Here is a 25,908-nt window from a genome sequence, read left to right as displayed (position 1 = left end):
GTTTTAAAAAGACGTGCCTCACCGGGCTCGTCAGCGTGTAAAACTTTGAAATTCGCTATGAAAACTGGCATAATAGTACTGATTGTTTTTAAGAAAATGAGTAAGCGAGGGATTGCATTGAGACTATATTTTCTGCGTCATGGCAAGACTGAATGGAACTTGGAATCGCGCTATCAGGCGCTGGCGGTGACTCGCCACTGCTACCCGAATCCTATGCTGAGATTCATCAGGCGGCGACATTTTTAAAACAGGTCACGTTCAGTCACGTGTACGCCAGTCCCATCAAACGGGCACGCGACACAGCATTGACTGTGCTGAATGATCTGCCTGATGACATACCGTTAAGTTTGCTGAGCCGACTGGAAGAGTTTCATCTGGGACGGATGGAAGGCATGACCTTTACTGACGCAAAGAAAACCTTTCCGGCTGAATTTGAGGCGTTTCGCAATGCCCCGGACAAGTACAAGCCGGTTGAGATTGGCGGGGAATCGTTTCAAGAACTGATCAACCGCATGACGCCGGCCATCCAAATGATCGTGCATGCCAATGGCGGAGCAGATCAAAACGTGCTTGTTGTGAGTCACGGGGCTGCCTTAAACGCTGAAATCAATGCCCTGCTGGGGACGCCATTGGCGCATCTACGAGACCGCGGCGGCTTGACGAACACGTCGACGACGATTCTTGAAACAACTGACAACGGTGCCAGTTTTCAACTGATTGCGTGGAATAAAACAGATTATTTAAAACGGCAACTCGATGCAACCGACACAATTTAAACGAGGTTAATAAATGGCTAACGATAAGAAAACGACGGAGCGCGATGAAAAACAAAAAGCTTCCGAAAAATTAATGCACCAATTGATTCAAGAAATTGACGATGACCCGGATAACTATCACACCTATTATGATTTAGGCGCCTTACTGGTTAATCTTAAGAGTTACTCGCAAGCTGAGGAGCTCCTGATGAAGGCCATGGGCATGTTTGGTGATAAGAGTCGTCAGGCCAAGGATACGTTGACGTATGGCCTGGGCAACGTCTACTACGAAGCAGGCGAGTACCAAAAGGCCATCGCACAATTTTCACAGGTGAAGGATAAAAAACTCCAAGCTGACGCCTACCTTATGCTGGCGCAAAGCTACATGGGCAACGGTGACCACAAAACAGCGCTGGCGTTTGCAATCACAGCCGGCGATACGCATAAACAAGATCCGCAGGTCAACCAACTGATTGCCGATAATTTACTGGCACTGGGGAACTTCAACCAGGCAGCCGACTATTACGACCAAGTGCTGAAGGCTGAACCTAAAAACGGCCATGCCCAGTTTGACCGCGGAATTGCCGCAGTTGTTTTAGGCCAGGATGCCACAAGTTTTTTTGACCAAGCAAAGACGCTTGACCCGGATTATTACCAAAAAGGTCAATCTCGTTTAAAAGATATTCAAACGTTTCTCAATAAGCAAAAAACCGATCAGGACAATCAAAAGTAGGAAGGGTGTTTCAAGATGGCAAGCGAAAATATGAACTTGTTTGGCGACGACCAGCCGAATGACCAGCTATACATTGTCGGCCGAGTTGCCACGACCTTCTTTGAAAGTCCCGATAGTTTCTATAAGGTCCTGTTAGTGAAAGTCCAGCAGACCAACATGACCTGGACGGACAGTGAAATTGTGGTCACGGGAAATTTTGCCAACATTAAGGAAGAAAATCCGTACCGCTTTTTTGGCCAGCTAGTTGACCATCCGAAATACGGCAAACAATTTCAGGCGGCCAACTATCAAAGCGAAGTCCCGACGTCTCGTGAAGGCGTGATCGGGTACCTTGCCAGTGATGAATTTCCCGGACTTGGGAAAAAGACGGCTGAAAAAATTGTGGACGCCTTGGGCCCGACCGCAATTGATCAGATCAATAAAGATGCCGGCGTTTTGGCCGATATCGGGCTTTCAGCTAAGGTCAAACAAACGCTTGTGGCCAATCTTGCTGAAAACAACGGTGTTGAACAAATTATCATCGGCTTAAACGGCTATGGTTTTGGGAGTTTGCTCGCAAGTGCTATCTACGACCGTTACAAGGAAAAAACGTTATCGATCATTCAGGACAATCCTTACCAGCTGGTCGAAGACATTAACGGGGTCAGCTTTAAACGGGCGGACCAAATTGCAGAGCAACTCGGCATCGGTGCGTTGTCTGACCAGCGAATTCAGGCTGGTCTGCTGCAGGAACTTAACGAACTCGCCATGCAGGATGGCAATACCTATACGACTGCCCAACCGCTCTTAACCGGGACCATTCGGTCACTGCAATCCAGTCGAAATGAGGCGGTTAACCCCAAATTGGTTGCTGATCAATTGCTGGCCCTGGCGAAGGTTCAAAAAGTGGTCGGTGAGGGTGACAAGATCTACCTGAAGACCCTCTACGACACGGAATGGCAGATTGCGGAACACTTGAACCGGATCACAAACGGCGACGAGTTGAAGTCCTTTAACGACGATGCCATTGAAAAACAGATGCGCGTGGTTGAACGTAATCTCGGCATTGACTATGATGACTCGCAGGAAACAGCCATTTTGACCGCTATGAAGTCACGAGTATTTATTCTAACGGGTGGCCCTGGGACCGGTAAAACAACGATCATCAACGGGCTGGTGAACCTATATGCCCGGTTACACGACTATTCGCTCGATATCAATCAGTATAAGGATAAACCGTTTCCGATTCTGCTCGCCGCGCCAACCGGCCGGGCAGCCAAGCGGATGAGTGAGACCACCGGACTGCCAGCAAGCACCATTCACCGGTTGCTGGGACTGACTGGTCGCGAAGGTAATGATGCCAACGCTGCTAAGGACCTGGAGGGTGCGCTCCTAATCGTCGATGAAATGTCCATGGTGGACGTCTTTTTGTTCAGGACACTCCTGCGGGCAATTCCGGACACGATGCAGGTCGTGCTTGTTGGGGATAAGGATCAGTTGCCATCAGTTGGCCCTGGACAGGTCTTCCATGACCTGTTAGCCAGTCAACGGGTAGCGGCAATGGAACTAGATACCATTTACCGTCAGGGTGAAAAATCATCGATCATTCCGCTGGCCCACGATATTAAAATGGGCCGGTTGCCAGATGACTTTGACCAAAACCAGCCTGACCGGTCATTCATTAGCTGTTCGGAGGCGCAAATGCCGTCGGTTATCGAACAGATCATTGGTCGCGCCAAAAAGAAGGGCTTTTCCGCAGAAAATGTGCAGGTACTTGCCCCGATGTATCGCGGACCAGCTGGCATTACCCGGTTAAATACGATCATACAAGAGATCATGAATCCGCAAACCGAGTCCCATCGTAAACAAGTTGACTTTCGTGGCGAGATATTTCGAATTGGTGATAAGGTCCTGCACCTGATGAACAGTCCGGAAAACAACGTGTTTAACGGTGATATTGGTGAAATTGTCGGGATTACGATGGCGAAGGATAAGGGTAATGAAGACAAGGCTGATAAGCTGACCATTGCGTTTGACCAGACCGAAGTGACGTATAACCGCAACGATTGGAACCGGCTAACGTTGGCTTACTGTACGTCGATCCATAAGGCACAGGGGAGCCAGTTTCAGATGGTGATCCTCCCCATGGTGATGCAGTACTCGCGGATGCTGGAACGTAATCTGTTGTACACTGCGGTGACGCGGGCGAAGAAAACGCTGATCTTGTTGGGTGAGCGACGAGCGTTTGAACAAAGTGTTCAACGCGTGTCGATCAATCGAAAAACCATGTTGGTGGACCGACTGACGCAAACGTTGGCTGCCTTGCCAGCTGATGCGGTTGTGCAATCGGCTGCCACTGAACAACCAGTGACGAGTGACCAGATCGTCGAGGCACCAGTTGATGCCGATTCAATTACGAGTGCTGATCAACAGCCTGCGGAGTCAGTAGCCACCACGGCCAGTACAGGTCAAGAAACGACGACTGATAGTGCTGCCCCGGCCAAGGATGCCGCAGACACGCGGGATACTGTTTTAAACGATGGCGTTTTGACCATGGCGCTGATTCAATCTGGTCAGATCAACCCGATGATCGGAATGGGTAAGCTTTCGCCTAAATCCTTTATGACCAGCGAGTAATCCTTGTACTTAGTCCCCATAATTGCGATAATGGGGCTATGGCCAGCAGACCGATGCTGACATCATTTACGCGATAAACCTGGCGCAATCATTGACGCCAGATCACACAAAAATTCATGGAGGTTCACCATGCCTAATCAAAAACAAACAAAGCATCCGCTTAAATTGTTCGCGCTGAACTCAAACCGGCCGCTTGCAGAAAAAATTGCTGCCGCCGCCTGGTGTCGAACTCAGCCAGGCAAGTATTAAACACTTCAGTGACGGCGAGATTTCCATTACCATCACCGAAAGTATTCGCGGTGCCGACGTTTATCTTATTCAATCAGTCTCAGACCCTGTCAACACGATGTTGATGGAGTTATTGATCATGGTTGATGCTGCTCGCCGGGCCAGTGCCCACTCAATTACCGTCGTAATTCCATACTACGGCTACTCACGTGCTGACCGGAAAGCCCGGTCACGGGAACCATCACTGCCAAGCTGATAGCCTCGATGCTTGAAGCCGACGGTGTTGACCGGGCCGTAACCTTAGACCTGCACGCCGCACAACTGCAAGGGTTCTTCGACATTCCCGTGGATCATTTGGAAGCCACACCACTTTTGGCGCGGTACTTCTTCGAACATGATCTGCTGGATAACCTGGTCGTTGTGTCACCAGACCACGCGGGCGTTTCAAAGGCCCGGCGGATGGCTGATCTGCTGCACGCACCACTGGCAATTATCGACAACCGGGATCCTGATAAATCAACCACCAACCCGGAGGCAGTGATCGGGTCAGTTGAAGGGGAAAATGCCATTCTCGTTGATGACATTATTGATACGGCGGTCCGCATTTCAATTTCAGCCCAAACGCTGAAGAATGCCGGCGCAAACGACATTTACGCCGTCGCCACTCACCCGGTCTTTAGTCAGGATGCGGTCAAGCACATGACTGAATCACCATTGAAAAAGGTCATTGTCACGGATTCGATTCAATTACCGGAAGAAAAAATGTTTGATAAGATCGAAATTATTTCTGTCGGTGATCTGATTGGCCGCACCATTCGGCGAATCTATCAGGAACGCAGTGTGGGGAAGCTCTTCTTAAAGGAAGAACGCGAATCTACCAAGTCTGATCCTAAATAAGTTCAACTGTTATAAGATGCAGGCACCCGGATAGTCACCGTCATTGGTTATTATCCGGGTGTTGTGCCCTAAAAATGGGTTTAAGTGAGGCGAATCTATCATGAAAACAGCATTAGCGTTAGCGCAGCAAGTTCGACAAGGCACCGTTTCAGCAACGACGCTGGTTAAGGAAGCTCTTGAGCGCGTGGCCGCAGGTAACGACGCGTTAAACGCGGTTACGGCAACTAGAGAACAGGCGGCGTTGGCCGAGGCAGCAGCGCTCGAGGACCACGGCCAACCGTTTCTCGGCGTGCCGCTCTTGATCAAGGGGCTTGGCCAGTCTTTGGCCGGAAGCCCCAACACCAGTGGATCACGCTTGTTAGCAGGAAGCGTTGCCAGCCAAACGGATTTCTTCGTACAGCAACTGCAGGCAGCTGGTTTTATTATCATTGGCCAGACCAACGTACCTGAATTTGGGTTTAAGAATATCACCGATTCAAAACTCTACGGGCCGGCGCATAATGCATGGAACCGGTCCTATTCTCCGGGCGGTTCGAGTGGTGGCTCCGCAGCCAGTGTGGCAGCTGGAATTGTACCGATTGCTGCCGCCAGTGACGGTGGCGGGTCCATTCGAATCCCAGCCAGCTTTAGCGGGTTAGTTGGGCTGAAACCAACCCGGGGGCGGGTACCAGTTGGGCCTGGCGATTGGCGGTCCTGGCAGGGGGCAGCCATTAATTTTGCGTTGACTCGATCTGTTGATGATACCGCGGCATTACTGGATGCAATGCAGACTGTTCAGCCAGCTGCTGTGTTCCAGGTGCCGCTAAATGAGCACGGGTATCTTGCAACCCTCAATGATGCTAAGCTAGTAAAAGTAGCTTATAGCACCAAATCACCCGTAGGCACGCCGGTGTCTGCGGATGCGGTTCAGGCAGTTGAGGATGCGGCCAGCTTTCTAAGTGACCAGGGGTATGACCTAGTTGAGGCTGCCCCGGATCTTGATGGCGTGGCCCTCATGGACAGTTATTACGTGATGAACGAAGCCGAAACGACCGCGATGTTTGACGAATTAGCAACAGCGTTTGGCCGGGCAATCACGCGTGATGAGGTCGAACCGCTGACCTGGGCGCTTGGTGAAACTGGCAGGCATTTGTCAGCAGCACAGTACAGTGAGTCACTTGGACTGTGGGACCAGGCCAGTTACACCATGGCCAAGTTCCAGGCACAGTACCCGCTGTACCTGACGCCAACAACAGCCATGCCTGCCCCAAGTGTGGATGATCCGTTAATTTCGGATGAAAACCTTGAAAAAATCAAGGCCATCGAGCAATTCAATCCTGATGAGCAACAACAGTTGATCTATGATCAGTGGTTACCAGCATTGACCCGATCACCGTTTACGCAACAGGCTAACTTGACGGGGCAACCCGCAACCAGTCTGCCAACGCACGTTTCCGATGCAGGGTTGCCGTTAGGGGTTCAATTAACCGCGTTAAAGGGGCAAGAAGCATTATTATTGCAAACTGCTAAGCTTTTTGAGCGTGAAAATCAGTTTCATTTGTTAAACTTATAGTTGGTGACAAAAAGTAGGGAAAAGAAGGAAAAACAGATGGGGTTAAAAAAGGTAATTATTGGCTTGGGCAGTGTGGCCCTTGCCCTGACTCTGGCAGCGTGCGGCAACCAGAGTAGTCAGTCAGGCAGTGGTAAGATGGCTGACAAGCAGGTCTTGAACCTGAGTACGACGGACACGATTTCGACGTTAGATGATTCTCAGGCGTCTGAATCGATCAGTTTAACGCAATTATATTCAACTGGCGAAGGCCTTTACCGGTTGGGTAAGGACTTCAAGCTGGAGAATACGTTGGCTAAGAGTTCAACGGAGTCTAAGGATGGTCTGACCTATACGTTTAAGCTCCGGACGAATGATAAGTGGCAAAATGGTCAAAAGGTGACCGCTAAGGACTTCGTTTACAGTTGGCGCCGAACCGCTGACCCGAAGACCAAGCGGGTTATGCCTACATTTATGACGGTCTGAAGAACTTTAGTGCGATTTAAAACGGCAAGATGAGCCTGATAAATTGGGCGTTAGTGCGCCAAATGATTCAACGCTGGTCGTGAAATTGAGTAAACCGGTGCCATACTTCAAATTGTTGCTGGCGTTTCCAACGTTCTTCCCAGAACAACAGTCAATGGTTGAAAAGTACGGGTCCAAATATAGGACAAGCAGTGCAACATCTGCCTATGACGGACCGTTTAAGTCAGAGGGCTGGAACGGGACGAACAATACCTGGAAACTGGTTAAGAATCCAAACTACTGGGACAAGAAAAATGTTCATTTGAGCACGATCAACTTCCAGGTAGTCAAGAGTCCGGCAACTGGGTTAAACTTGTATGAGTAAAAGAAACTGGATGTGACACCACTTTCAGGAACACAAGTTGCCAACTACAAGAACAAGGCCGGCTTTAAGACGTTTGTCGGCGGCTCTATGGAGTACCTTCAGATCAATCAACGCCACAATAAGGCTTTGAAGAATCTGAAAGTTCGCCAGGCCTTGTCTCAAATCATCAATAAGCAGGCGCTTGCAACCAGTGTGCTGCGTGACGGCTCAACGGCGCCAAAGGGGTTTGTCTCAACAAACTTCTATAAGAACCCGAAGACCGGCGCAGACTTTGCGACTGACGCTTATGTCAAATCGGGCGTCACTTACAATGCCAAGAACGCTAAGAAACTTTGGCGTGAAGGATGAAGGAAGTCGGCGAAAAGAAATTGACGTTGACGCTACTGAGTGATGATACGGATCAGGCTGAGACGACCACCCAATATCTGCAGGATCAATTCCAGAAACTGCCAGATTGAAGGTCAACATTGATAACGTGCCGAACAAGAACCGGTTGGCACGGTCATCAAGCGGTAATTTCGACCTCGTTATCTCCTCGTGGGGCGCGGACTTCGCTGATCCAATCAACTTCTTGGATCTGCAAACGAAGAGTAACCCAACCAACAATGGTCACTGGGTCAACAGCGAATACGACAAGTTGATCTCAGCTTCCAGCAACCAGGACGCTAACAACAAGCAAAAGCGGTATGAAGATTTGGTCAACGCCGAAAAGATCCTGATGAAGGACCAGGGCGTTATCCCATTGTATCAACCGTCAGTCACTGAATTATGGCGGCCGACAATTCATGGGTACGTTTGGAATCCAGCCGGAATGAGTCGCGGTTATAAAGAAGTCTACATTACGCAAAAATAGGTATGCGATACGCTTCTGCAGATTCTTGTCACCTGGCAGAAGGGATTAGCGACTATCGTTACTCATAAACGGATCAATACAAACAGTTGTCATGTGTTTCTAACATGACAGCTGTTTTTTTGATGGCTTGTTTTCAACGATAAGCTCTTATTTTTCAAAATTGATGGTACAATTTAGACCAATATGTGCAACATTAGTTCAATTAACTGGTTATTATCAAACACTTTCATAATTTAGAAAAGAAAGCGGTTATATTTTATCCGGATAACATTATTTTCACTATTGAATGAAAATAAATGCAGATACTCGAAATTTATTGAAATTTATCATGAAACATGATATACCTGAATAAGAACAAATGAAAACGTTACCACAAACACTGTGTCGATTCGGCACAGGCTATTATGACAATTGGGGGATGCACCATGAACTTTGAAGACTTATTAACTGAACAGCGAAACCGTCACTCAACCCACATCGACCAGGCCGATTCAAATGAGATGGTTGATATTATCAACCGTGAGGATCAGCGGGTGGGCCGCTCGGTGCAAAAACAGCTGCCACAAGTCGCTGAAGCGATTAACCTCGCCACCAAGCGGTTTGATAAGGGTGGCCGGTTGATCTACATTGGTGCCGGAACCTCTGGCCGGTTAGGTGTGTTGGACGCCACGGAGTTGCGGCCAACGTACGGGCTTGAAGAATCACAAACCTTTGGAATCATTGCTGGCGGACCCGAAGCCATGTTCCACACGATTGAAGGGGTGGAAGATTCTGGTGAACTGGCTGAAGAAAACTTGAAGGATGCGTCGGTGACTGAAAAGGATATCGTTATTGGGATTGCTGCTAGTGGGGCGACCAACTACACGGTGTCTGCATTGGCGTACGCTAAAAAACAGGGTGCACTGACGATTGCGTTAGCCTGTGTTCCCGAGAGTCCTCTGGAAAAGAATGCGGACGTTGCCATCTGCCAATCGTGGGACCAGAAGTCATTACTGGTGCAACCTTGATGAAGGCCGGGACTGCGCAAAAGATGGTCCTTAACATGCTGTCGAGCGGTATTATGATCCGGTCAGGCAAGGTATACCAAAACCTGATGATCAATGTGACGCCAACTAACGAAAAAACGCAACGCCGGGCAAAGCGAATCATTGCAGCGGCAACGCAAACATCAACATTGGCAGCAGAAAGAGCCTTGGCTCGCGCGGATAACAATGTGCCGCTGGCCATTCTGCTAATTGAAACAAAGGGCACTATCGCGGAAGCTAAGAAACTACTGGCTCAGTCTGGTGGTCATGTGAGTGATGCGGTGAAGTTGAGCTTGCAGTAGAGAGTGTGGAGCAAGGCGGTTTAGGGGCGGTGTGTAAGGGACTCTGACCGAAAAGTCTGGGCCTGACTTTTTGGTCAGAGTCCCTTACACGTTAGCCCCGTGCCTTGCGGAACACGTTTCGTCTATGAGCCAGAGCGCGCGTCGTCAGCACCACTCAGACAGTAAAAAATGCCAATCCCGGGTCTGACTTTTAGGTCAGAGTCCGTTACAAGTTAGCCCTTGCGGAACACGTTTCGGCAATGTGAAATAGAAGGTTGTCGCAAATACTACTCAAATAAAATTTACCCAAGTTTGGCATTCTTATCTGAGTTGGCTAGAAAGGCGGTTTTATCTTCGTCTCAATTTACGTAAAAATCAAGAAGAGAATTTAATAAATGCACACGTTAATCCAGGACGGAGAGACGTGTGCATTTTTTGAATCTAATATAAAGAAATCAATGACTATGTATTATAGTAAAGAACTTCAATTAATTGCTGAAAGTGACGATAGAATACTCAGTAAATTGTACGTTGATCATACATTGTCGAAACGTTTTCCAGGACATAAAGGCTTAGCACTCCAGTCTTTGAACGTGTCCTTTCACACGCCATTGTTTTGATTTTTAACAATAAACTCAATTGTGGCGCCGTATTAACATGGTCGAAACGTGTTCCGAAAGGCAGAGGCTCCTGTGTAAGCAACTCTGGTCAAAAAAGTCAGGCCCGGACTTTTCTGACCAGAGTTGCTTACACTCCGCCCTCTAACCGCCTTTCTCCACACTCTTACACTCTGCCCTTGCATTATCCCCCCGTCCCTTTAAAATTAATAGGTATGATGATTTGAGAGAAGAGAGGACGATTTATTGATGTATCTGGCAGATGAGAACCGTTATGATGGGCGGATGCCCGTTCGGCGTGCCGGCAACAGCGGGTTGCAATTACCCGCCGTTTCGTTTGGCATGTGGCATAATTTTGGCGACGACGCAACTATGCTGATAGTGAAAAGATTTTGCTTAAAGCGTTTGATAGTGGCATTTTCAGTTATGATCTTGCATACAACTACGGCCCAGAATCCGGAGCCGCTGAGCAGTTGTTTGGTCAGATCTATCAAGCAGATCTGAAACCATATCGGGATGAATTAGTGATTACGACCAAGGCTGGCTTTCACATGTGGCCGGGGCCATACGGCCAAATGAGTTCGCGCAAAACGTTGATGACTGCGCTAGATAACAGTCTCAAACGAATGGGTCTCGACTACGTGGATATTTTCTACAGTCATCGGTTTGATCCGGACACGAACCTTGAAGAAACGGCGATGGCACTTGATGACCTGGTTCGTTCGGGTAAAACGCTGTACGTTGGAATCTCGAACTATGATAATGCGCAAACGCAAGAAATTATTAAATACTTCCACGATTTCCATACACCGTTCGTTGTTAATCAACTGTCCTATAACATGTTAAATCGCGAAGTTGAAGAAGACGGTGTTTTGGACACGCTAAAGACCAACAACGTCGCAACGGTGGCCTATGGTCCGCTAGCTGAAGGCTTGTTGACCAACCGGTATCTCGGTGGTATTCCGGAAGACTTCCAGATCCACTGGAGCAGTACTGCTGTGATGGATCAGGGTCGATCAGCCTTGACGCAGAAGTTGAATCAATTAAACGAGATTGCCCAAAATCGTGATCAAACCATGGCTCAGATGGCCTTAGCTTGGTTACTCAAGGATGACGTTGTGGCCAGTGTTGTGACTGGGGCGTCAAAAGTCTCTCATTTGGAAGACAATCTTAAGGCGGTTCAAAACACGACGTTTACAACGGATGAACTGGACCAGATCGAAAAAATTCTACACGCTTAATCGTTAGTCATGTGAGTTAATGGGCCTCTATTTCAATCACCGGATCGAAATGGAGGCCTTTCGTAAGACTTGTTGAATTGCACCTGATAGTAGCGCACGCTATTTAATCCAAATCAGGCAGCAGGATGGGGGCACACCTTGACACAGAAAGTAACCATTCGCGACCTTGCCGAAGCAGCGGGGGTCTCAGTGACAACTGTTTCGCAAATCTTAAATGGAAAGGGCGAACGCTTTTCCAGTGATACGCAGGCACGAGTGTTGAAATTGCAGAAAAAATTGGGCTATGTTCCGGACTTTAATGCGCGGAATTTGATTATGCGGTCAACCCAGACAATCGGGGTGTTGGTGCCCAACTTGGCGAACCCATTCTTTAGTATGTTTATTAAGGGGATTCAACAAGCCTCACAAAACAATAAGTTTGTGCCCATTATTTTTGATGCGAACCACAATCAAAAATTGCAGAGTATGTACCTGGAAGAATTGATCAAGCGCGCCGCAAATGGGTTGATTATTGCGAGCGCCACGTTAGATGCAAATGATATTGATCGGATCCTGACGCGAAACGGAATTCCGTACCTGCTGTTTGATCAAAATGATGCACAGGTCGGTGACCGGGTCTGGGTGGATGATTATAAGGGTGGCCAAATGGCTGCCAATTATCTATTATCAGCTGGCCACCGTGACATCGCGTTGCTGGTAGGCGATGACATTACGCAAAACATTCAGCAGCGAATCAATGGCTTCCAGTCGGTGATGGAGAAGTATCATTTGTCATTTACGGATGACATGGTCGTTCAAAACAAGATGACAAAGCTAGGCGGCTATCAGGCTGTTGATGATTTAGTCGCACGAAAACCGAGCACGATATTTGCCATCAACGATGAAATGGCCATCGGGGTTTATCGCGGTCTTCAGGAACGCGGCTACCGGATTCCTGAAGATGTGTCAATCATGGGCTACGATGATATTGATTTAGCTGACTTTATGATGCCGAAACTGACGACAATTCACCAACCCGCCTTTGAAATGGGCCAGGTTGCCACCGAATTGCTGATCGAACGCATTCAAAATCCGCGGTTAGCCCATCAGGATAAACAGTTACCGTTAGAGCTGATTGTGCGGGATAGTGTAAAGAATGTGTAGAATTTATAAAAAAGGTCATCATTTCTTAACAAAATATACAATAAGTTCATAAATGGTATTCAACTTTCCCACACTTGTATACAATCTAAATATGAATAATATGTGAAGAATTTATGAGAAAGTTCTAAAATCCTTATAAAATATAGGATTTTAGAACTTTTTTAAATTAATTTATTTTTAATATTTTAATTTTATACATATATGTGTGTATAATAAATGATTTACGCCTGAATATTCATAATAAATGTGTATTTAACACGTTCGTATTCATCGCAAAATTAAAATGTGAAATAGTCTACATTCTGACTGTTAAGAACTTTTAGAAATCGCTTACATTCCATTGTATTCTAGAGATGTTCAAAAGAGATAGGAGGTAACGCAAAATGACAAAACCTATTCATGTAACATCCGAAATTGGGAAGTTAAAGACCGTTCTGCTGAAACGCCCAGACGTTGAAGTTGAAAACTTTACCCCAGATATGATGCCACGGTTACTGTTCGATGACATTCCATACCTGCCAACTGCCCAGAAGGAACATGACTACTTTGCTGATACTCTGAGATATAACGGGGTCGAAGTCCTGTATCTTGAAAAACTTGCCGCTGAAGCACTTGATGCTGGCGGTGACGAAGTGAAGAACACCTTCCTTGAAACGATGTTAGCTGAATCTGGCTATGCTGCCGGTGTTACGCACGATGCTTTAAAGGAATACCTGAGCGCTATGACGACTCAGGACATGGTCAACAAGATCATGGGTGGGATTCGCAAGAACGAACTTGACTTTGTGCCACGCGACTTAGTCAGTGCCGCTGAAGAAGAGGACTATGAATTCTTTATGGATCCAATGCCTAACCTCTACTTTACACGTGATCCTGCGGCTTCCATTGGCGATGGGTTAAGCATTAACCATATGACTTTCCCAGCCCGTCAACGTGAATCCCTGTTTATGGAAAACATCATTAAATACCATCCACGCTTTGCAGACCAAGGTGTTCAGGTATGGCGTGATCGGAACCACACCACCCGGATCGAAGGTGGGGATGAACTTGTCTTAAGCGACTCAGTACTTGCCATTGGGGTTTCCCAACGGACGTCAGCAGACGCGATTGAAGACATTGCCCACAATCTGTTCAGCAGTAACAGTGGTTACGAAAAGATCATTGCCATTCGCATTCCGCATAACCATGCGATGATGCATTTGGACACTGTGTTCACCATGATCAACAAGGATCAATTCACCGTTCACCCAGGTATCCTAGGTGAAGGCGGTCATATCGATACTTGGACGATCACTCAGGGTAACGATGGTGAATTAAGCCTTGACCACAGAACGGATCTCAAACAAGTTTTGAAGGATGCTTTGCACCTTGACGACCTTGATTTGATCCCAACTGGTAACGGCGACCCAATCATTGCCGGGCGTGAACAATGGAACGATGGTTCAAACACGTTAGCGATTGCACCAGGTGTGGTTGTTACCTATAATAGAAACTACGTATCTAACGAATTGTTGCGTCAACATGGCCTGAAGGTTCTGGAAGTTCTTTCAAGTGAATTATCCCGGGGTCGTGGGGGTCCACGTTGCATGAGCATGCCATTAGTTCGTGAAGACCTATAATACCTAAATTGAGAAGGAGTTAACATTATGACAGATTTCAAGAATAGCGTTTTTCAAGGACGCTCAGTATTAGCCGAAAAGGACTTTACCGCAGCTGAATTAGAATATTTGATCGATTTTGGGTTACATTTGAAGGCTTTGAAAAAAGCTGGTATTCCTCATCATTATCTTGAAGGTAAAAACGTTGCTTTGCTGTTTGAAAAGTCATCCACTCGGACCCGGTCAGCATTTACCACTGCTGCCATTGATCTAGGTGCTCACCCAGAATTCTTAGGCGCTGGTGACATTCAATTAGGGAAGAAGGAATCTGTCGAAGATACTGCCAAAGTGTTAGGTAGCATGTTTGATGGTATCGAGTTCCGGGGCTTTAAGCAAAGCTCAGTTGAACAACTGGCCGAATTATCAGGCGTTCCAGTTTGGAACGGTTTGACGGATGAATGGCACCCAACTCAAATGTTAGCTGACTTCATGACCGTTAAGGAAAACTTTGGCCACTTAAAGGGCTTAACGTTAACCTTTATGGGTGATGGTCGTAACAACGTGGCAAACTCATTACTTGTGACTGGGGCGATCCTCGGTGTCAACATTCATATCGTTGCACCAAAGGAACTGTTCCCAACTCAAGAGACGCAAGACATTGCCAACAAGTTCGCAAAGGAATCAGGCGCCAAGTTAGTCATTACCGATGACCTCGACGAAGGTATGAAGGCTCAAACGTTGTTTATACCGACGTATGGGTATCCATGGGTGAAGATAACTGGGAAGAACGGGTCAAATTATTGAAGCCATACCAAGTTAACATGGCTGCTTTAAAGAAGACCGGCACCCCTGATGATCAATTGATCTTCATGCACTGTCTACCTGCATTCCATGACGCAACGACTGAATATGGGCAAGAAATTGAAGAAAAGTACGGGATCACTGAAATGGAAGTGACTGATGAAGTCTTCCGTTCAAAGTACGCTCGCCAATTTGAAGAAGCTGAAAACCGGATGCACTCAATCAAGGCAATGATGGCTGCGACACTTGGCAATCTCTTCATTCCTCGAGTCTAATAACAACTTCGAAAACAGGCGAATGGCAGAAATGGCTTCGCCTGTTTTTTGTAAGAGTGTGGAGCAAGGCGGTTAGAGGGCGGAGCCTAAGCTAACTCTGGCATAAATGCCCGAACCTGGCATTTTGCAGAGTTGGCTTAGGCAGGAGCCTCTGCCTTGCGGAACACGTTTCGGCAATAAAACAGCAGAGAGCGGTAGCCAATATCACTCAGAGACAGAAATGCCCGAACCTGGCATTTTTGCCAGAGTTGGCTTAGGCAGGAGCCTCTGCCTTGCGAAACACGTTTATCAATGTAACCAAAGAGCACGTCAGCCAGCAATGAATATAGGTAAACCTGTTAAACAGATGCAGTATTACCAACATCCGTTACTTGGCTGGCCTGAAGAAAAACGTTTTACCAATCAAAATCAGGGCGATTCAAGACTTCAAGTCTTAATCGTCTTCTGTCAGAAATATCGGGCCTGAATTTTTGACAGAAGACGATTAAACGCCAGTCAGTGCCCTAAAGATAAAGGTTAAAATCAGCACACAAAGATCGAGTATCAGCAGGCCCACCAAAACAAAAAAGAAGCAAAAAAATGTGTACGGCTTTTTCTCGAAACCAAAACTTTCCTGCATTAGCCTGATACAAAAAATCCAAAATCAATTAAAAAGGGTGATTATAATGACAAATCGAAAAATTGTGGTAGCCCTTGGCGGGAACGCAATCTTATCAAAGGATGCTTCAGCCGAGGCCCAGCAACAAGCACTTCGGGAAACGGCCAAGTACCTTGTCGAATTCATTAAGCAGGGCGATCAACTGATCATTTCTCACGGGAATGGTCCCCAAGTTGGGAATCTCTTACTTCAGCAAGCTGCCGGGAGTACAGACAAGAACCCCGCAATGCCACTCGACACAGCCGTTGCCATGACACAAGGCAGTATCGGATACTGGATGCAAAACGCCTGAGTGAAGTCCTCGCAGAAAACAAGTTAGACGTTGACGTCGCCACAGTGGTGACCCAGGTTGAAGTGAGTGAAGACGACCAAGCCTTTACGAATCCAACGAAGCCGATTGGCCCATTTTATACTAAGGATGAGATCGACCTTATCAAGGCCCAGAATCCTGACCAGACCTTCGTTGAAGATGCTGGTCGTGGTTACCGGCGCGTTGTTCCGTCACCTAAACCAATTGGTGTGAAGGAATCTCGGGTGGTCAATAAATTAGTTGATGCCGGAATCGTTCCAATTTCAGTTGGTGGCGGTGGTGTCCCCGTTGTTAAGAGGGGCAACCGATACGTGGGTAAGGAAGCCGTGATTGATAAGGACTTTGCTTCTGAAAAATTGGCCGAACTTGTTGGGGCCGACCTGCTGATTATTTTGACTGCAGTTGACAACATCTACGTGAACTTCAATAAGCCAAACCAAAAGCAGCTTAATGAAGTCACCGTTGACGAATTGAACACCTATATTAAGGAAGGCCAATTCGCGAAGGGCAGTATGCTGCCTAAGGTCCAAGCAGCCATTGATTTTGTCGACAATCGGCCGGACAGTAAAGCCGTTGTGACGTCACTTGAAAACGTTGGTCGTTTCCTATCAGATGGGAGCGGGACAATTATTTCTAAGACAGCCGTCACTAGTAAGTAACGTGTTGGATTGGGGTATAATAGGACTATAGTAAATGCGGAGAAAGGTCCTATTAACTCATGAATAAAAAAGATGACTTCGATAAATATCGATCATTTATTCGTCAACAACCAGAATTTCGAGCCTTTCGCTCAGAAGAATTCAATCAGTTAGCAGCAACGTTAAAAGTTAAATCGTTTGGGAAGGGGCAGGTCCTCTTTGATCAAGGAGATACCAGGGATCGTTTATACTACGTTATTAAGGGTGTTATGCGTCTGGAGCGGTCGGATGAATCTGGAAACTACAGCTTCATCAATTACGTGAAAGCCAATAAGGCGTTTCCGTATCGGGGCATGTTCATTGATCATGAATATCCCTATACCGCATCAGCCATGACATCCATTGTCATTGCATCATTTTCTATGCCGGTATTTGAAGAAGTCCTCCTGACGAATCGCGATATTATGAAGCGTTTGATTGCGCAAATGGGTCAGATTATTGATACGACGGAAAATCGGCTTCAGCGCATGGTGACCTCTAGTGCCAGCAGTCGGGTGCAACAAGCCCTGATCATGCTGGGGGAGGATCTCGGGGAAGCGCAGACCGATGGGACGATGACCATCAATTATCCGATCACACTGATTGAACTTGCACGCGTCAGCGGCACCACGCGGGAGACTGCGGGTCAGGTTGTGGCGAAACTCGCTGAAGAAGGTACGGTAGTTTATCAGCACAAAAATTTTCGATTTAATCCCAGTTCATTACATTAAACTTCTCGAGAGGGAGTGTCATTAATGGAAGAATCAGATAAAGGAAAATTAAACCTCGTTGAACTTATTGCGTTAGTTGTTGGGTCGATCATTGGTGGTGGGGTCTTCAACTTAATGCATGATATGTCCGCCGGCGCTGGTGCCGGAGCAATCATCATTGGCTGGGTCATTACCGCCATTGGGATGTTGATGTTAGCAAAGACATTTCAAAATTTGACCATGAAACGGCCCGACTTGGATGCCGGGGTCTATAGTTACGCTGAAGCTGGCTTTGGGAAGTACATGGGGTTTAACTCAGCCTGGGGCTACTGGCTGTCAGCTTGGTTGGGGAACGTTGGTTACGCCACATTGCTGATGAGTGCGGTGGGCTATTTCTTCCCAGTGTTTGGCGATGGCCAAAACATTTGGTCGATTGTGGCCGCCTCATTTATTCTGTGGGCTTGCCACTTCATGATCTTGCGCGGGGTTGAATCCGCTTCCTTCGTGAACACGATCATTACCATTGCTAAATTGATTCCAATTTTCATTTTCTTAGTGACCATGATCATTGCCTTTAGACTGGGCGTCTTTACGCACGGTTTCTGGTACACACCAACTGGTACTTTCCAGTTCGGTAACGTCATGGGTCAAGTTCGGAACACCATGTTAGTGACGGTTTGGGTCTTCATTGGTATTGAAGGCGCCGTGGTCTTCTCAGGCCGGGCAAAGAACCGGAAGGATGTTGGCCGGGCAACTGTTTTAGGTATCATTACTGTTATTTTGATTTATGCGTTGATCACTCTGTTATCCTTAGGGGTGATGCAACGGGCAGGCTTAGCCAAGTTGACACAACCAGCCATGGCCGACTTACTGCAATCCGTTGTTGGTAAGTGGGGCGCCGTCGTTGTGAACGCCGGGCTGATCATTTCCGTTGTCGGTGCTTGGTTATCATGGACCATGTTTGCTGGACAATTACCTTACGAAGCTGCTAAGGAAGGGACCTTCCCGAAGATCTTCGCAAAGGAAAACAAGAATGGTGCACCAGTGAACTCGTTGCTGTTTACCAACATCTGTGTGGAAGTCTTCATGTTCTCGTACCTGGTCACTGCATCAGCTTACAATTTCTTCTATTCGATTGCGAGTGCAGCCATTCTCATTCCGTATGCGTTTTCGGCCTTTTACCAGTTCAAGTATTCCATTCAAGAATCACCAGAGGTACCCGGACGTGGCGGTAACATCACGGTTGGGGCAATCGCAAGTATTTATGCGCTGTGGCTGCTGTTTGCTGCCAACCTGGGTTACATTCTGCTGATGAGTTTATTATTCGCAGTGGGGATTCCCGTCTACATCTTGTTGCAAAAACGGGATAACAAGGCAGAAAAAGTGTTCGGTAACACGGAACGCATCATTGCCATCGTGGTCTTTCTGATTGCGGTATTGACGGTCTTTGAACTCTTCCGCTTGGGCGTTGACGGTGTGACTGGCCTCACATGGAGCCAGTTTAACCAACTGTTTTAATCAGTAGAAAGTGAGTGAAGGTCAACCATGAAAAAAGAAGTGCGTCAGTCTAAAATTGAACAAATTATTAATCAGTTTGCGGTGACCACTCAGGATGACCTGATGGCACGGCTGAAAGATGCGGGCATTAATGCAACCCAGGCGACGATTTCGCGTGACATTCGTGAAATGCAGATCGTGAAACAACAGGACGCGACTGGTGCGTCTCGGTATATGATCTACAAGGCCGGCAATCAAAATGAACTGCAACATTTGTATCGTGAAATTAGCGAAACGGTGACAAAGTATGAGCGCATCCAATTTTTGACGATCGTGCACACGTTACCGAGCTACGCGAACATGCTGGCCGCCATTTTAGATGACCTGACGCTGGAAGAAGTTTCTGGCACGCTGGCCGGTCATGATACGATCGTGTTGTTTAGTCCTGATGAAGATCGGGCAAGAACGATCTATGAGTTGTTTAAACGACACGCAAATCCGGACCTCGTGGCCGAATAACACCATTATTTTGAATAAAAACACGCTTATTGCAAGATTTATATTGCCGTAAGCGTGTTTTCGTTTTATGGTTAAAGGTAAAGAACTCATGAAAATTGAATAACAGTTTTCTGAGAAGGAAAGGACGTTGTTCATGTCAGCAACCATTTCAACTGTTCAAGTGTTTCCAATCGCCGTGCCACTTAAATCGCCGTTTAAAACCGCGCTGCGTACCGTCACCACGGCGGAGAGCCTGTTAGTCCAGATCACGGATTCAGATGGGGTCACGGGGCTTGGGGAAGCCGCACCCACGGCTGCCATTACAGGGGATACCATGGCAAGCATTCGCTATGCCATTGAGACCATTATTGCGCCAAAATTGATTGGGGCTTCGTTAGCCCAACCAGAAGCCCTCAAGTCGCTGATCGAAACAAGCATTGTGAATAATCACAGTCCAAAAGCGGCCCTTAATATTGCGGTCAATGATTTGCTGGCTAAACACTACGGTGTGTCGCTCAATGCGTTGCTAGGGGGCTACCGTCAGCAGATCGAAACCGATTATACGGTCAGTGTTGGGACGACAGATGCGATGGTTGACCACGCCCTTCAGCTGGTGAAGGATGGGTTTGATACCTTAAAGGTCAAAGTGGGCAATCAATCAGCCTTTGACGATGTGAAACAGGTGCGTGCGATTCGCAAGGCGGTCGGCCCCGCTATCAAGATTCGGTTGGATGCGAACCAGGGCTGGCAAAAAAAACAGGCCACAGTGGCCATCAACGCAATGGTTGATGAGGGGCTCGATTTGGAGTTGGTGGAACAACCCGTTCCGGCGGCGGATTTTGAAGGCATGGCGTACGTTACTGCGCACACGCCAATTCCAATCATGGCGGATGAAAGTATTTTCTCCGTGACCGATGCACTTCGGCTCTTAAATATGGATGGCTGTGATATTATTAATCTAAAGCTGATGAAGGCTGGCGGAATTGACAATGCACTCAAAATTAACACGCTTGCAGAAGCATTTGGCGTGCCTTGTATGGTGGGCAGCATGATCGAGTCGCAGGTATCCGTCACAGCGGCGGCACATTTAGCGGCGGCAAAGACCAATATTCAGTACTATGACCTGGATGCAGCGATGATGTTTCGTGATCAACCGACGACCGGTGGCATCACCCATGATGGTCACGTGATCACGGTACCCGATACGCCCGGCATCGGTGTCAGTCTTCAGCAACAGTAAGTTGAACGACAAACGAGGTGATAAGAATGCAGACGAGAAGAGTAATCGTGCCAGTAGCCACTTTTTGGACCCGTAAGGATGCCCCGCGTGACGTTGATGCCTTAGCGTTAAAGGGTGATGTGAAGAACTGGGTGGCGCAAATGACCACTGAACAGACCATTGATCTATGCGACAGTAAGCGGCTAGAGACACAGGCACTATTTAACGATGAAGTGATTATCGATCACATTGAGGGGTCGTGGACCCGTGCTTTTATTACAGCTCAGACGGATGATAGTGATCCGCGCGGGTACGCTGGCTGGGTGCCAACGGCGTCCTTATCTGAGACTGAAGTGACCTATCCAACCACCACGGCGCGCGTTGTCGTTGCTCAGCCGACCACAACACTATACGATCAGCATAAAACGCCGATTTTTGATGTCAGCATGGGCACGACCTTTACGGAGCTGGCCAACGAAGGTGAGTGGCTTAAGGTTGCCACCCCATTTGGCGAGGGCTACATTAAACAGTTAAGCATTATTGTAACTGCAGAAGGTGCAACTACCGGAGAACAGATGGTAGCGATGGCCAAACAGTTTTTAGGACTACGTTATCTGTGGGCTGGTATTTCGTCATACGGGTTTGATTGCTCCGGCTTGATGTATACCTTGCACCGGGTCATGGGGTTCCTGATTCCCAGAGATGCAGATGACCAATCCGTGAATGGGCAGCCAGTTGCACCTGAAAATCTGCAGCCTGGCGACTTGTTGTTTTACGCTTATGATCACGGCAAGGGGTACGTTCACCACGTTGGGATGTACATTGGCAATGGTCAGATGATCCAGTCGCGGACACCGGGTAAAGAAGTCGATATTGCAAAGTTGACTGAGATGCGATACGCACCTGAATACGTGGGTGCAAGGCGGTATTGGCGATGAGTTTAGCTGACCAGTTACGAGAACTCGTCACGCCGTTTGCGGCGCATCAGGTCGGGTTGGTTGTCAGCCACGGTGACCAGATTATCCTCTCTTGGCAAGCAAACCAGGTGTTTCCGGCTGCGTCGTTGATTAAATTAGCCATTTTAAATCAGACACTTAGCCAACATCCCGACTTGGAAGCCCCTATTGCGCTTGACACGACGCCGGTGGTTGGCGGTGCTGGTGTGCTGCAATTAATGCCCAGTGTGACGCACCTGCCGCTTAAAACGGTGTTGGAGCTGATGCTGGCGGTTTCTGATAACTATGCAGCTAATTTGATGCTTGCCCGATCATCGATGACAGCTATTAATGAGTGGCTGATTGATCACGGTGACGTCAACACCAAATTACAGCGTTATTTAATGGATACAAAATCTGTGAAAAAGGGGCTTGATAATGTCACTACAGCTCAAGATGCATGGCAATTGTTTCGCACTGCGCTGACCGATTACCCTGAAACACAGGCGTGGTTCGCGCATCAGCAGTTTCGCTATAAATTACCAGCGACAATTGATGAGCTTGAGACACCGATCACAGTCCTCAATAAAACCGGTGAAGGGCCAGCCGTTGATCACGACGTTGCCCGGTTTTTCATTGGGACGGATTACTATGACGTGGCACTGCTCACTGCAGACATCGCCGACCGGTCGCAGGCTATTCTGCTGCACCAGCGCGTTGGCCAGTGCATTGCCCAGACACTCTTAAGTAATCTTTAACAGGCGTATAAATTTTTATAAAAAAGTCGCAAGTTTATGCGACTTTTTGTTGGCATGCTACACTGATGATAGTTGAACTTCCAGGGTCTGGGTAGCATATATGCTATTTGCTGTTTTGCTGTGTGCTATGACCTGACCATGGGCGGATCAGCCAGTTTTTCTGAGTTACTTTTTATGAGCTGCCGCAGCTGAGCCCAGTCTTTACTTGGGATTCAGCAGATCTTGCGGTAAAGGAAAGGAGACTCACCTGATCTGTGAGGCGGTTTGATCACAGTCAGGTGAATAACAATCATGAAAATAACAATTCGGTTAGGACTCTTAGCTGCGGTGTTATTGCTAACTTTAGGAACAGGTAGTGCATTGAGTCACGCGGATACGACCACTGGCACCACGTCTAGTGCGACGGCGGGCAGCAGTGATAGTGCTGATTCAAGCAGCGCGGTGCAAACGAAGGCGCTGTCCAAATCGTATGTGGTTTATGGCAGCGGGCTTGCTTCTGAGGACAAGGATGCCGTTGCGAAGGCACTGGGTGTGCAGTCAAACTATGAGGCACTAACAGTGACGGGATCGGATTATGCAACATACATCAATTCAGCAGGAACGACGGATGCCAGCATGATCAGTTCTGTATCGCTAGCGCCAGCTGATCCCGGTTCAGGCGTTAAAGTGAACATTGCGGACTTTGACGGCAAGGATAACATTACTGAGGTGACCTCCCAACAGTATGCCATGGTCGCTACAATGGCTGGGGTTAAGGACGTCATTATTACCGTTACAGCTGATAAGGCCGTTTCGGGTGAATCGGCGCTGACGGGTGTTTATAAGGCACTGGCAGCAGATGGTATCTCGCTGAACTCTGAGAACACATCTGCAGCCAACAGTGTTCTGGATGCAACGCAACCAGCAATTGATTCAAATTCTAATAATAAGAGTTACCCTGGTAAGCTCATGTCAGCTGTTGGAGATGTTTCCTCTAAGCTGCTAAGCAGCGCCAGAATAACAATGAATACGCAACAAAGGCCGATATTCAGCAGATGTTGAACGAGGCGTTAGCCAGTCGTGGTATCAAGTCATCCACGTCGACTACGGTGATCAACAACTTAGTAATTGCATTAGCCAAAGTGCAGAAAGCACCGGTTTCAAGCACGTCCAGTTACGTGTCAAACGTGAAGTCGATGGCCAGCTCATTGAGTAGTTCTGTAGGTAACAAGATGGCTGAACTCAAGGATTTTGCTAGTCGGGCAGACACAAGTGGCATTATGGGCTTCCTGAGTCGCATTTGGCAGGCAATCGTTAATTTCTTTTCAAATCTGTTCTAGTCTGTAACAAAGATGTAATAATTAACCCAAAAAGCACGTTCTGTGACGTTGGAAACGCCATCAGAACGTGCTTTTTCGTGGAACATACGTTCAGAGAATCTTAGGAATCGCAAGGAATTCTTAAACTTTAAAACGTAAATTTTAGAAACTGTGGTACTATAAGCTTGTAACTTGAATCAAATATGAGCTTTTGTATACGCCAAGATGGCAAAACAGGAGGGGTGATCCGATTTGGGAAAACAATATTCATCTGTAAAGGTACTGACAGCGGGTGTTATTGGCGCAGCGGCTTTATGATTGCCGGGTCATTTCAATCTGCCAGCGCCAAAACTATCACTGTTAAGTCGGGAGATACAGTTTCAGCTCTGGCCAGTAAGTACGATGTTTCTGCCAGTGCTTTAGAGAAGACCAATCATATCACAAAGGATCAAATTTTGCGGGTCAAAAGATCACGTTGCCAGGGACAACGAAGACCACCACAAAAACAACAACTAAGGCTAATGCTGCGGCAGCAACGACAACGAAGTTAGCATCAACGTCGACGACTAAAGCCACGACTTCAAAGACTACATACACTGTTAAGTCTGGCGACACGCTGTGGGCAATTAGCTCAAAGTACGGCGTGACCGTAAGCCAAATTCAAAAATGGAATAACTTAAAGAGTGACTCAATTGCCACGGGCCAAAGTTGGTCATCTCTGCCAGTGCGGCTAAAACAAGCACTAGCACAGTAACCACTACTGCAAAGAAGGCAACCACAAGCAAGACCACCACAAGCAAGACCACGACGGCCGCCGCAACGACGACTAAAAAAGCAGCCACGACGACAACGACAAAGAAGGCCGCAACAACCGATAAAGCTGATGCTGTTCCTTCTGCATCGACGGCTTCAGTTGCCAGCTATGCCGTTAAACTTGCGAGTGAAAAGATCCCATATGTTTGGGGCGGTGCTTCCTTAAAGGGGATGGATTGCTCTGGATTAACCAGCTACGTTTACCAACACGCTGCGGGCATTTCATTACCACATAACACGGTTTCCCAAGAAGCAATGGTTTCAAAACACTCAGTCAGCAAGGCTCAAGTGGGCGATCTCTTATTCCGGGGGAGTGCCGGTGCAACCTATCACGTTGCCATTTACATTGGTAACAGCGAATACGTTGCCGCACCAGAACCTGGTGAAAATGTTCAGATTCAGACGATCAGTTCATACTTCATGCCAAGTTTTGCTGGTACTGTGAATAGCTAATTTATTTTGAAATAAGTGTTCACATTTTGATTGTTTGGTGTTATAGTTTCTGAGTCGCTTAAGTTGCTTAGATTATTATGCTAGTTAAAGGGGTGTAATCTGATGAGTAATCGTTCAGAAATTATCGAAGAATACCAACAAAAGAATCGTGAATTAGATGACCTCAAGCGTGATGAAGCGCATCACGTGGAGGCCTGTACCGACACAATAACGATTGAACCGAAATACGGTCAGCAGATGGCAGCCTTATCTGAGCAGTGTTCAGAATTAAGTGCGATCCTTGAAGCTATGGACGCATCGGAAGATTGATCGTGCGTGTTAATAACTGGTAACCTGTTTTCTGTGGGAGAATAGGGGCCAGTTTTTTTGTGGGCAAAATTGCACAGAGACGCATTTAAATGTGAATTGTGGTGTGAGTCTAAAATGACACAGTAGGCGCCCAGAAATCACAATCATGGGCTGTCTGTCGCCCAACCCTAAGAAGAACCCGCTTACGTTATTCCAGGTACGCAAATTAAGTTGGCACTGGTGACAATTAGGCTGGCATGATTATGGGGAATGATGTTCGTTAGAATGTGAAGTCCTTATCTCAGTTGTCGACTTAATAAAAAGATGAGCACGGCGCCTGATTTAATATTAGT

General features: G+C 47.4%; 18 protein-coding genes and 7 pseudogenes. 24 read left to right on the top strand and 1 reads right to left on the bottom strand.

Going from position 1 to position 25,908, the window contains the following annotated elements:
- Positions 1-96 precede the first annotated feature (96 nt).
- The 22 genes and pseudogenes from JCM11969_RS02660 (at position 97) to JCM11969_RS18560 (ending at position 24,022) form a co-directional block, all read left to right on the top strand.
- Positions 97-776, top strand: a pseudogene (locus JCM11969_RS02660) (histidine phosphatase family protein).
- A gap of 13 nt (positions 777-789) precedes the next feature.
- Complete coding sequence (locus JCM11969_RS02655) at positions 790-1,488, top strand: tetratricopeptide repeat protein (RefSeq protein ID WP_054707884.1); 699 nt, start codon at positions 790-792, stop codon at positions 1,486-1,488.
- 15 nt (positions 1,489-1,503) lie between these two features.
- Positions 1,504-4,104, top strand: a complete 2,601-nt coding sequence (gene recD2, locus JCM11969_RS02650; RefSeq protein WP_054707880.1) for an SF1B family DNA helicase RecD2 — start codon at positions 1,504-1,506, stop codon at positions 4,102-4,104.
- Positions 4,105-4,233: 129 nt separating this feature from the next.
- A pseudogene (locus JCM11969_RS02645) lies at positions 4,234-5,229 on the top strand (ribose-phosphate diphosphokinase).
- A gap of 100 nt (positions 5,230-5,329) precedes the next feature.
- On the top strand, positions 5,330-6,781 hold the full coding sequence (locus tag JCM11969_RS02640) for an amidase (protein ID WP_054707877.1): 1,452 nt from the start codon (positions 5,330-5,332) through the stop codon (positions 6,779-6,781).
- Positions 6,782-6,817: 36 nt separating this feature from the next.
- On the top strand, positions 6,818-7,243 hold the full coding sequence (locus JCM11969_RS20230) for an ABC transporter substrate-binding protein (protein WP_369523178.1): 426 nt from the start codon (positions 6,818-6,820) through the stop codon (positions 7,241-7,243).
- Between the two features lie 79 nt (positions 7,244-7,322).
- Positions 7,323-7,955 (top strand): annotated as a pseudogene (locus JCM11969_RS20225) (ABC transporter substrate-binding protein).
- A 106-nt stretch (positions 7,956-8,061) separates the two neighbouring features.
- The gene (locus tag JCM11969_RS20220) at positions 8,062-8,460 is read left to right on the top strand and encodes a periplasmic substrate-binding domain-containing protein (protein ID WP_338100931.1); all 399 of its coding nucleotides are present in this window, start codon (positions 8,062-8,064) and stop codon (positions 8,458-8,460) included.
- A gap of 425 nt (positions 8,461-8,885) precedes the next feature.
- Positions 8,886-9,787, top strand: a pseudogene (murQ, locus tag JCM11969_RS02630) (N-acetylmuramic acid 6-phosphate etherase).
- 845 nt (positions 9,788-10,632) lie between these two features.
- Positions 10,633-11,624, top strand: a pseudogene (locus tag JCM11969_RS02620) (aldo/keto reductase).
- 138 nt (positions 11,625-11,762) lie between these two features.
- Complete coding sequence (gene rbsR, locus JCM11969_RS02615) at positions 11,763-12,767, top strand: ribose utilization transcriptional repressor RbsR (protein ID WP_054707872.1); 1,005 nt, start codon at positions 11,763-11,765, stop codon at positions 12,765-12,767.
- A 383-nt stretch (positions 12,768-13,150) separates the two neighbouring features.
- Positions 13,151-14,386 carry an arginine deiminase gene (gene arcA / locus JCM11969_RS02610; RefSeq protein ID WP_054707869.1) on the top strand — a complete coding sequence of 412 codons (1,236 nt, stop codon included), beginning with the start codon at positions 13,151-13,153 and terminating at the stop codon, positions 14,384-14,386.
- A 27-nt stretch (positions 14,387-14,413) separates the two neighbouring features.
- Positions 14,414-15,441, top strand: a pseudogene (gene argF, locus JCM11969_RS02605) (ornithine carbamoyltransferase).
- Positions 15,442-16,106: 665 nt separating this feature from the next.
- Positions 16,107-17,068 (top strand): annotated as a pseudogene (gene arcC, locus JCM11969_RS02595) (carbamate kinase).
- Positions 17,069-17,127: 59 nt separating this feature from the next.
- Positions 17,128-17,817, top strand: coding sequence for a Crp/Fnr family transcriptional regulator (locus JCM11969_RS02590; protein WP_054707862.1), 690 nt, complete (start codon positions 17,128-17,130; stop codon positions 17,815-17,817).
- A gap of 24 nt (positions 17,818-17,841) precedes the next feature.
- Positions 17,842-19,314: an arginine-ornithine antiporter gene (gene arcD / locus JCM11969_RS02585; protein WP_054707859.1), complete on the top strand. Its 1,473-nt coding sequence runs from the start codon at positions 17,842-17,844 to the stop codon at positions 19,312-19,314.
- 27 nt (positions 19,315-19,341) lie between these two features.
- Positions 19,342-19,812 carry an arginine repressor gene (locus tag JCM11969_RS02580; protein ID WP_054707856.1) on the top strand — a complete coding sequence of 157 codons (471 nt, stop codon included), beginning with the start codon at positions 19,342-19,344 and terminating at the stop codon, positions 19,810-19,812.
- Positions 19,813-19,945: 133 nt separating this feature from the next.
- Positions 19,946-21,031 (top strand): mandelate racemase/muconate lactonizing enzyme family protein, encoded by a 1,086-nt coding sequence (locus JCM11969_RS02575; protein WP_054707892.1) that lies wholly within the window; start codon positions 19,946-19,948, stop codon positions 21,029-21,031.
- A 26-nt stretch (positions 21,032-21,057) separates the two neighbouring features.
- Positions 21,058-21,948: a C40 family peptidase gene (locus tag JCM11969_RS02570; RefSeq protein WP_054707851.1), complete on the top strand. Its 891-nt coding sequence runs from the start codon at positions 21,058-21,060 to the stop codon at positions 21,946-21,948.
- Positions 21,945-22,703: a serine hydrolase gene (locus JCM11969_RS02565; RefSeq protein ID WP_054707848.1), complete on the top strand. Its 759-nt coding sequence runs from the start codon at positions 21,945-21,947 to the stop codon at positions 22,701-22,703. The genes JCM11969_RS02570 and JCM11969_RS02565 overlap by 4 nt, the downstream gene beginning before the upstream one ends.
- Before the next feature lie 291 nt (positions 22,704-22,994).
- A complete protein-coding gene (locus JCM11969_RS02560; RefSeq protein WP_225353098.1) occupies positions 22,995-23,744 on the top strand; it encodes a DUF1002 domain-containing protein in 750 nt (249 codons plus the stop codon).
- A complete protein-coding gene (locus JCM11969_RS18560; RefSeq protein ID WP_225353097.1) occupies positions 23,738-24,022 on the top strand; it encodes a hypothetical protein in 285 nt (94 codons plus the stop codon). Before JCM11969_RS02560 ends, JCM11969_RS18560 begins: the two co-directional genes overlap by 7 nt.
- A gap of 441 nt (positions 24,023-24,463) precedes the next feature.
- Here the strand turns inward: JCM11969_RS18560 and JCM11969_RS18550 are convergent, their stop codons facing one another.
- Positions 24,464-24,616 (bottom strand): hypothetical protein, encoded by a 153-nt coding sequence (locus JCM11969_RS18550; RefSeq protein ID WP_225353103.1) that lies wholly within the window; start codon positions 24,614-24,616, stop codon positions 24,464-24,466.
- 93 nt (positions 24,617-24,709) lie between these two features.
- On the opposite strand from JCM11969_RS18550, the gene JCM11969_RS18540 reads away from it, so the two are divergent.
- Positions 24,710-25,267 (top strand): C40 family peptidase, encoded by a 558-nt coding sequence (locus JCM11969_RS18540; protein WP_054707844.1) that lies wholly within the window; start codon positions 24,710-24,712, stop codon positions 25,265-25,267.
- A gap of 102 nt (positions 25,268-25,369) precedes the next feature.
- The gene (locus JCM11969_RS02550) at positions 25,370-25,576 is read left to right on the top strand and encodes a hypothetical protein (protein ID WP_054707841.1); all 207 of its coding nucleotides are present in this window, start codon (positions 25,370-25,372) and stop codon (positions 25,574-25,576) included.
- The last annotated feature ends 332 nt before the right edge of the window (positions 25,577-25,908 follow it).

This window comes from Secundilactobacillus paracollinoides DSM 15502 = JCM 11969, from assembly GCF_001311135.1.
GTDB classification, from domain to species: Bacteria; Bacillota; Bacilli; order Lactobacillales; family Lactobacillaceae; genus Secundilactobacillus; species Secundilactobacillus paracollinoides.
The sequence above is the reverse complement of the archived record's forward strand: the minus strand, read 5'-3'. Positions and strand labels throughout refer to the sequence as shown.

Excerpts from the sequence above, each read along its gene's own strand:
- JCM11969_RS02655 (WP_054707884.1), top strand. The coding sequence starts at position 790 with ATGGCTAACGATAAGAAAACGACGGAGCGCGATGAAAAACAAAAAGCT.
- recD2 (WP_054707880.1), top strand. The coding sequence starts at position 1,504 with ATGGCAAGCGAAAATATGAACTTGTTTGGCGACGACCAGCCGAATGAC.
- JCM11969_RS02640 (WP_054707877.1), top strand. The coding sequence starts at position 5,330 with ATGAAAACAGCATTAGCGTTAGCGCAGCAAGTTCGACAAGGCACCGTT.
- JCM11969_RS20230 (WP_369523178.1), top strand. The coding sequence starts at position 6,818 with ATGGGGTTAAAAAAGGTAATTATTGGCTTGGGCAGTGTGGCCCTTGCC.
- arcA (WP_054707869.1), top strand. The coding sequence starts at position 13,151 with ATGACAAAACCTATTCATGTAACATCCGAAATTGGGAAGTTAAAGACC.
- JCM11969_RS02590 (WP_054707862.1), top strand. The coding sequence starts at position 17,128 with ATGAATAAAAAAGATGACTTCGATAAATATCGATCATTTATTCGTCAA.
- arcD (WP_054707859.1), top strand. The coding sequence starts at position 17,842 with ATGGAAGAATCAGATAAAGGAAAATTAAACCTCGTTGAACTTATTGCG.
- JCM11969_RS02580 (WP_054707856.1), top strand. The coding sequence starts at position 19,342 with ATGAAAAAAGAAGTGCGTCAGTCTAAAATTGAACAAATTATTAATCAG.
- JCM11969_RS02575 (WP_054707892.1), top strand. The coding sequence starts at position 19,946 with ATGTCAGCAACCATTTCAACTGTTCAAGTGTTTCCAATCGCCGTGCCA.
- JCM11969_RS02570 (WP_054707851.1), top strand. The coding sequence starts at position 21,058 with ATGCAGACGAGAAGAGTAATCGTGCCAGTAGCCACTTTTTGGACCCGT.
- JCM11969_RS02565 (WP_054707848.1), top strand. The coding sequence starts at position 21,945 with ATGAGTTTAGCTGACCAGTTACGAGAACTCGTCACGCCGTTTGCGGCG.
- JCM11969_RS02560 (WP_225353098.1), top strand. The coding sequence starts at position 22,995 with ATGAAAATAACAATTCGGTTAGGACTCTTAGCTGCGGTGTTATTGCTA.
- JCM11969_RS18560 (WP_225353097.1), top strand. The coding sequence starts at position 23,738 with ATGTTGAACGAGGCGTTAGCCAGTCGTGGTATCAAGTCATCCACGTCG.
- JCM11969_RS02550 (WP_054707841.1), top strand. The coding sequence starts at position 25,370 with ATGAGTAATCGTTCAGAAATTATCGAAGAATACCAACAAAAGAATCGT.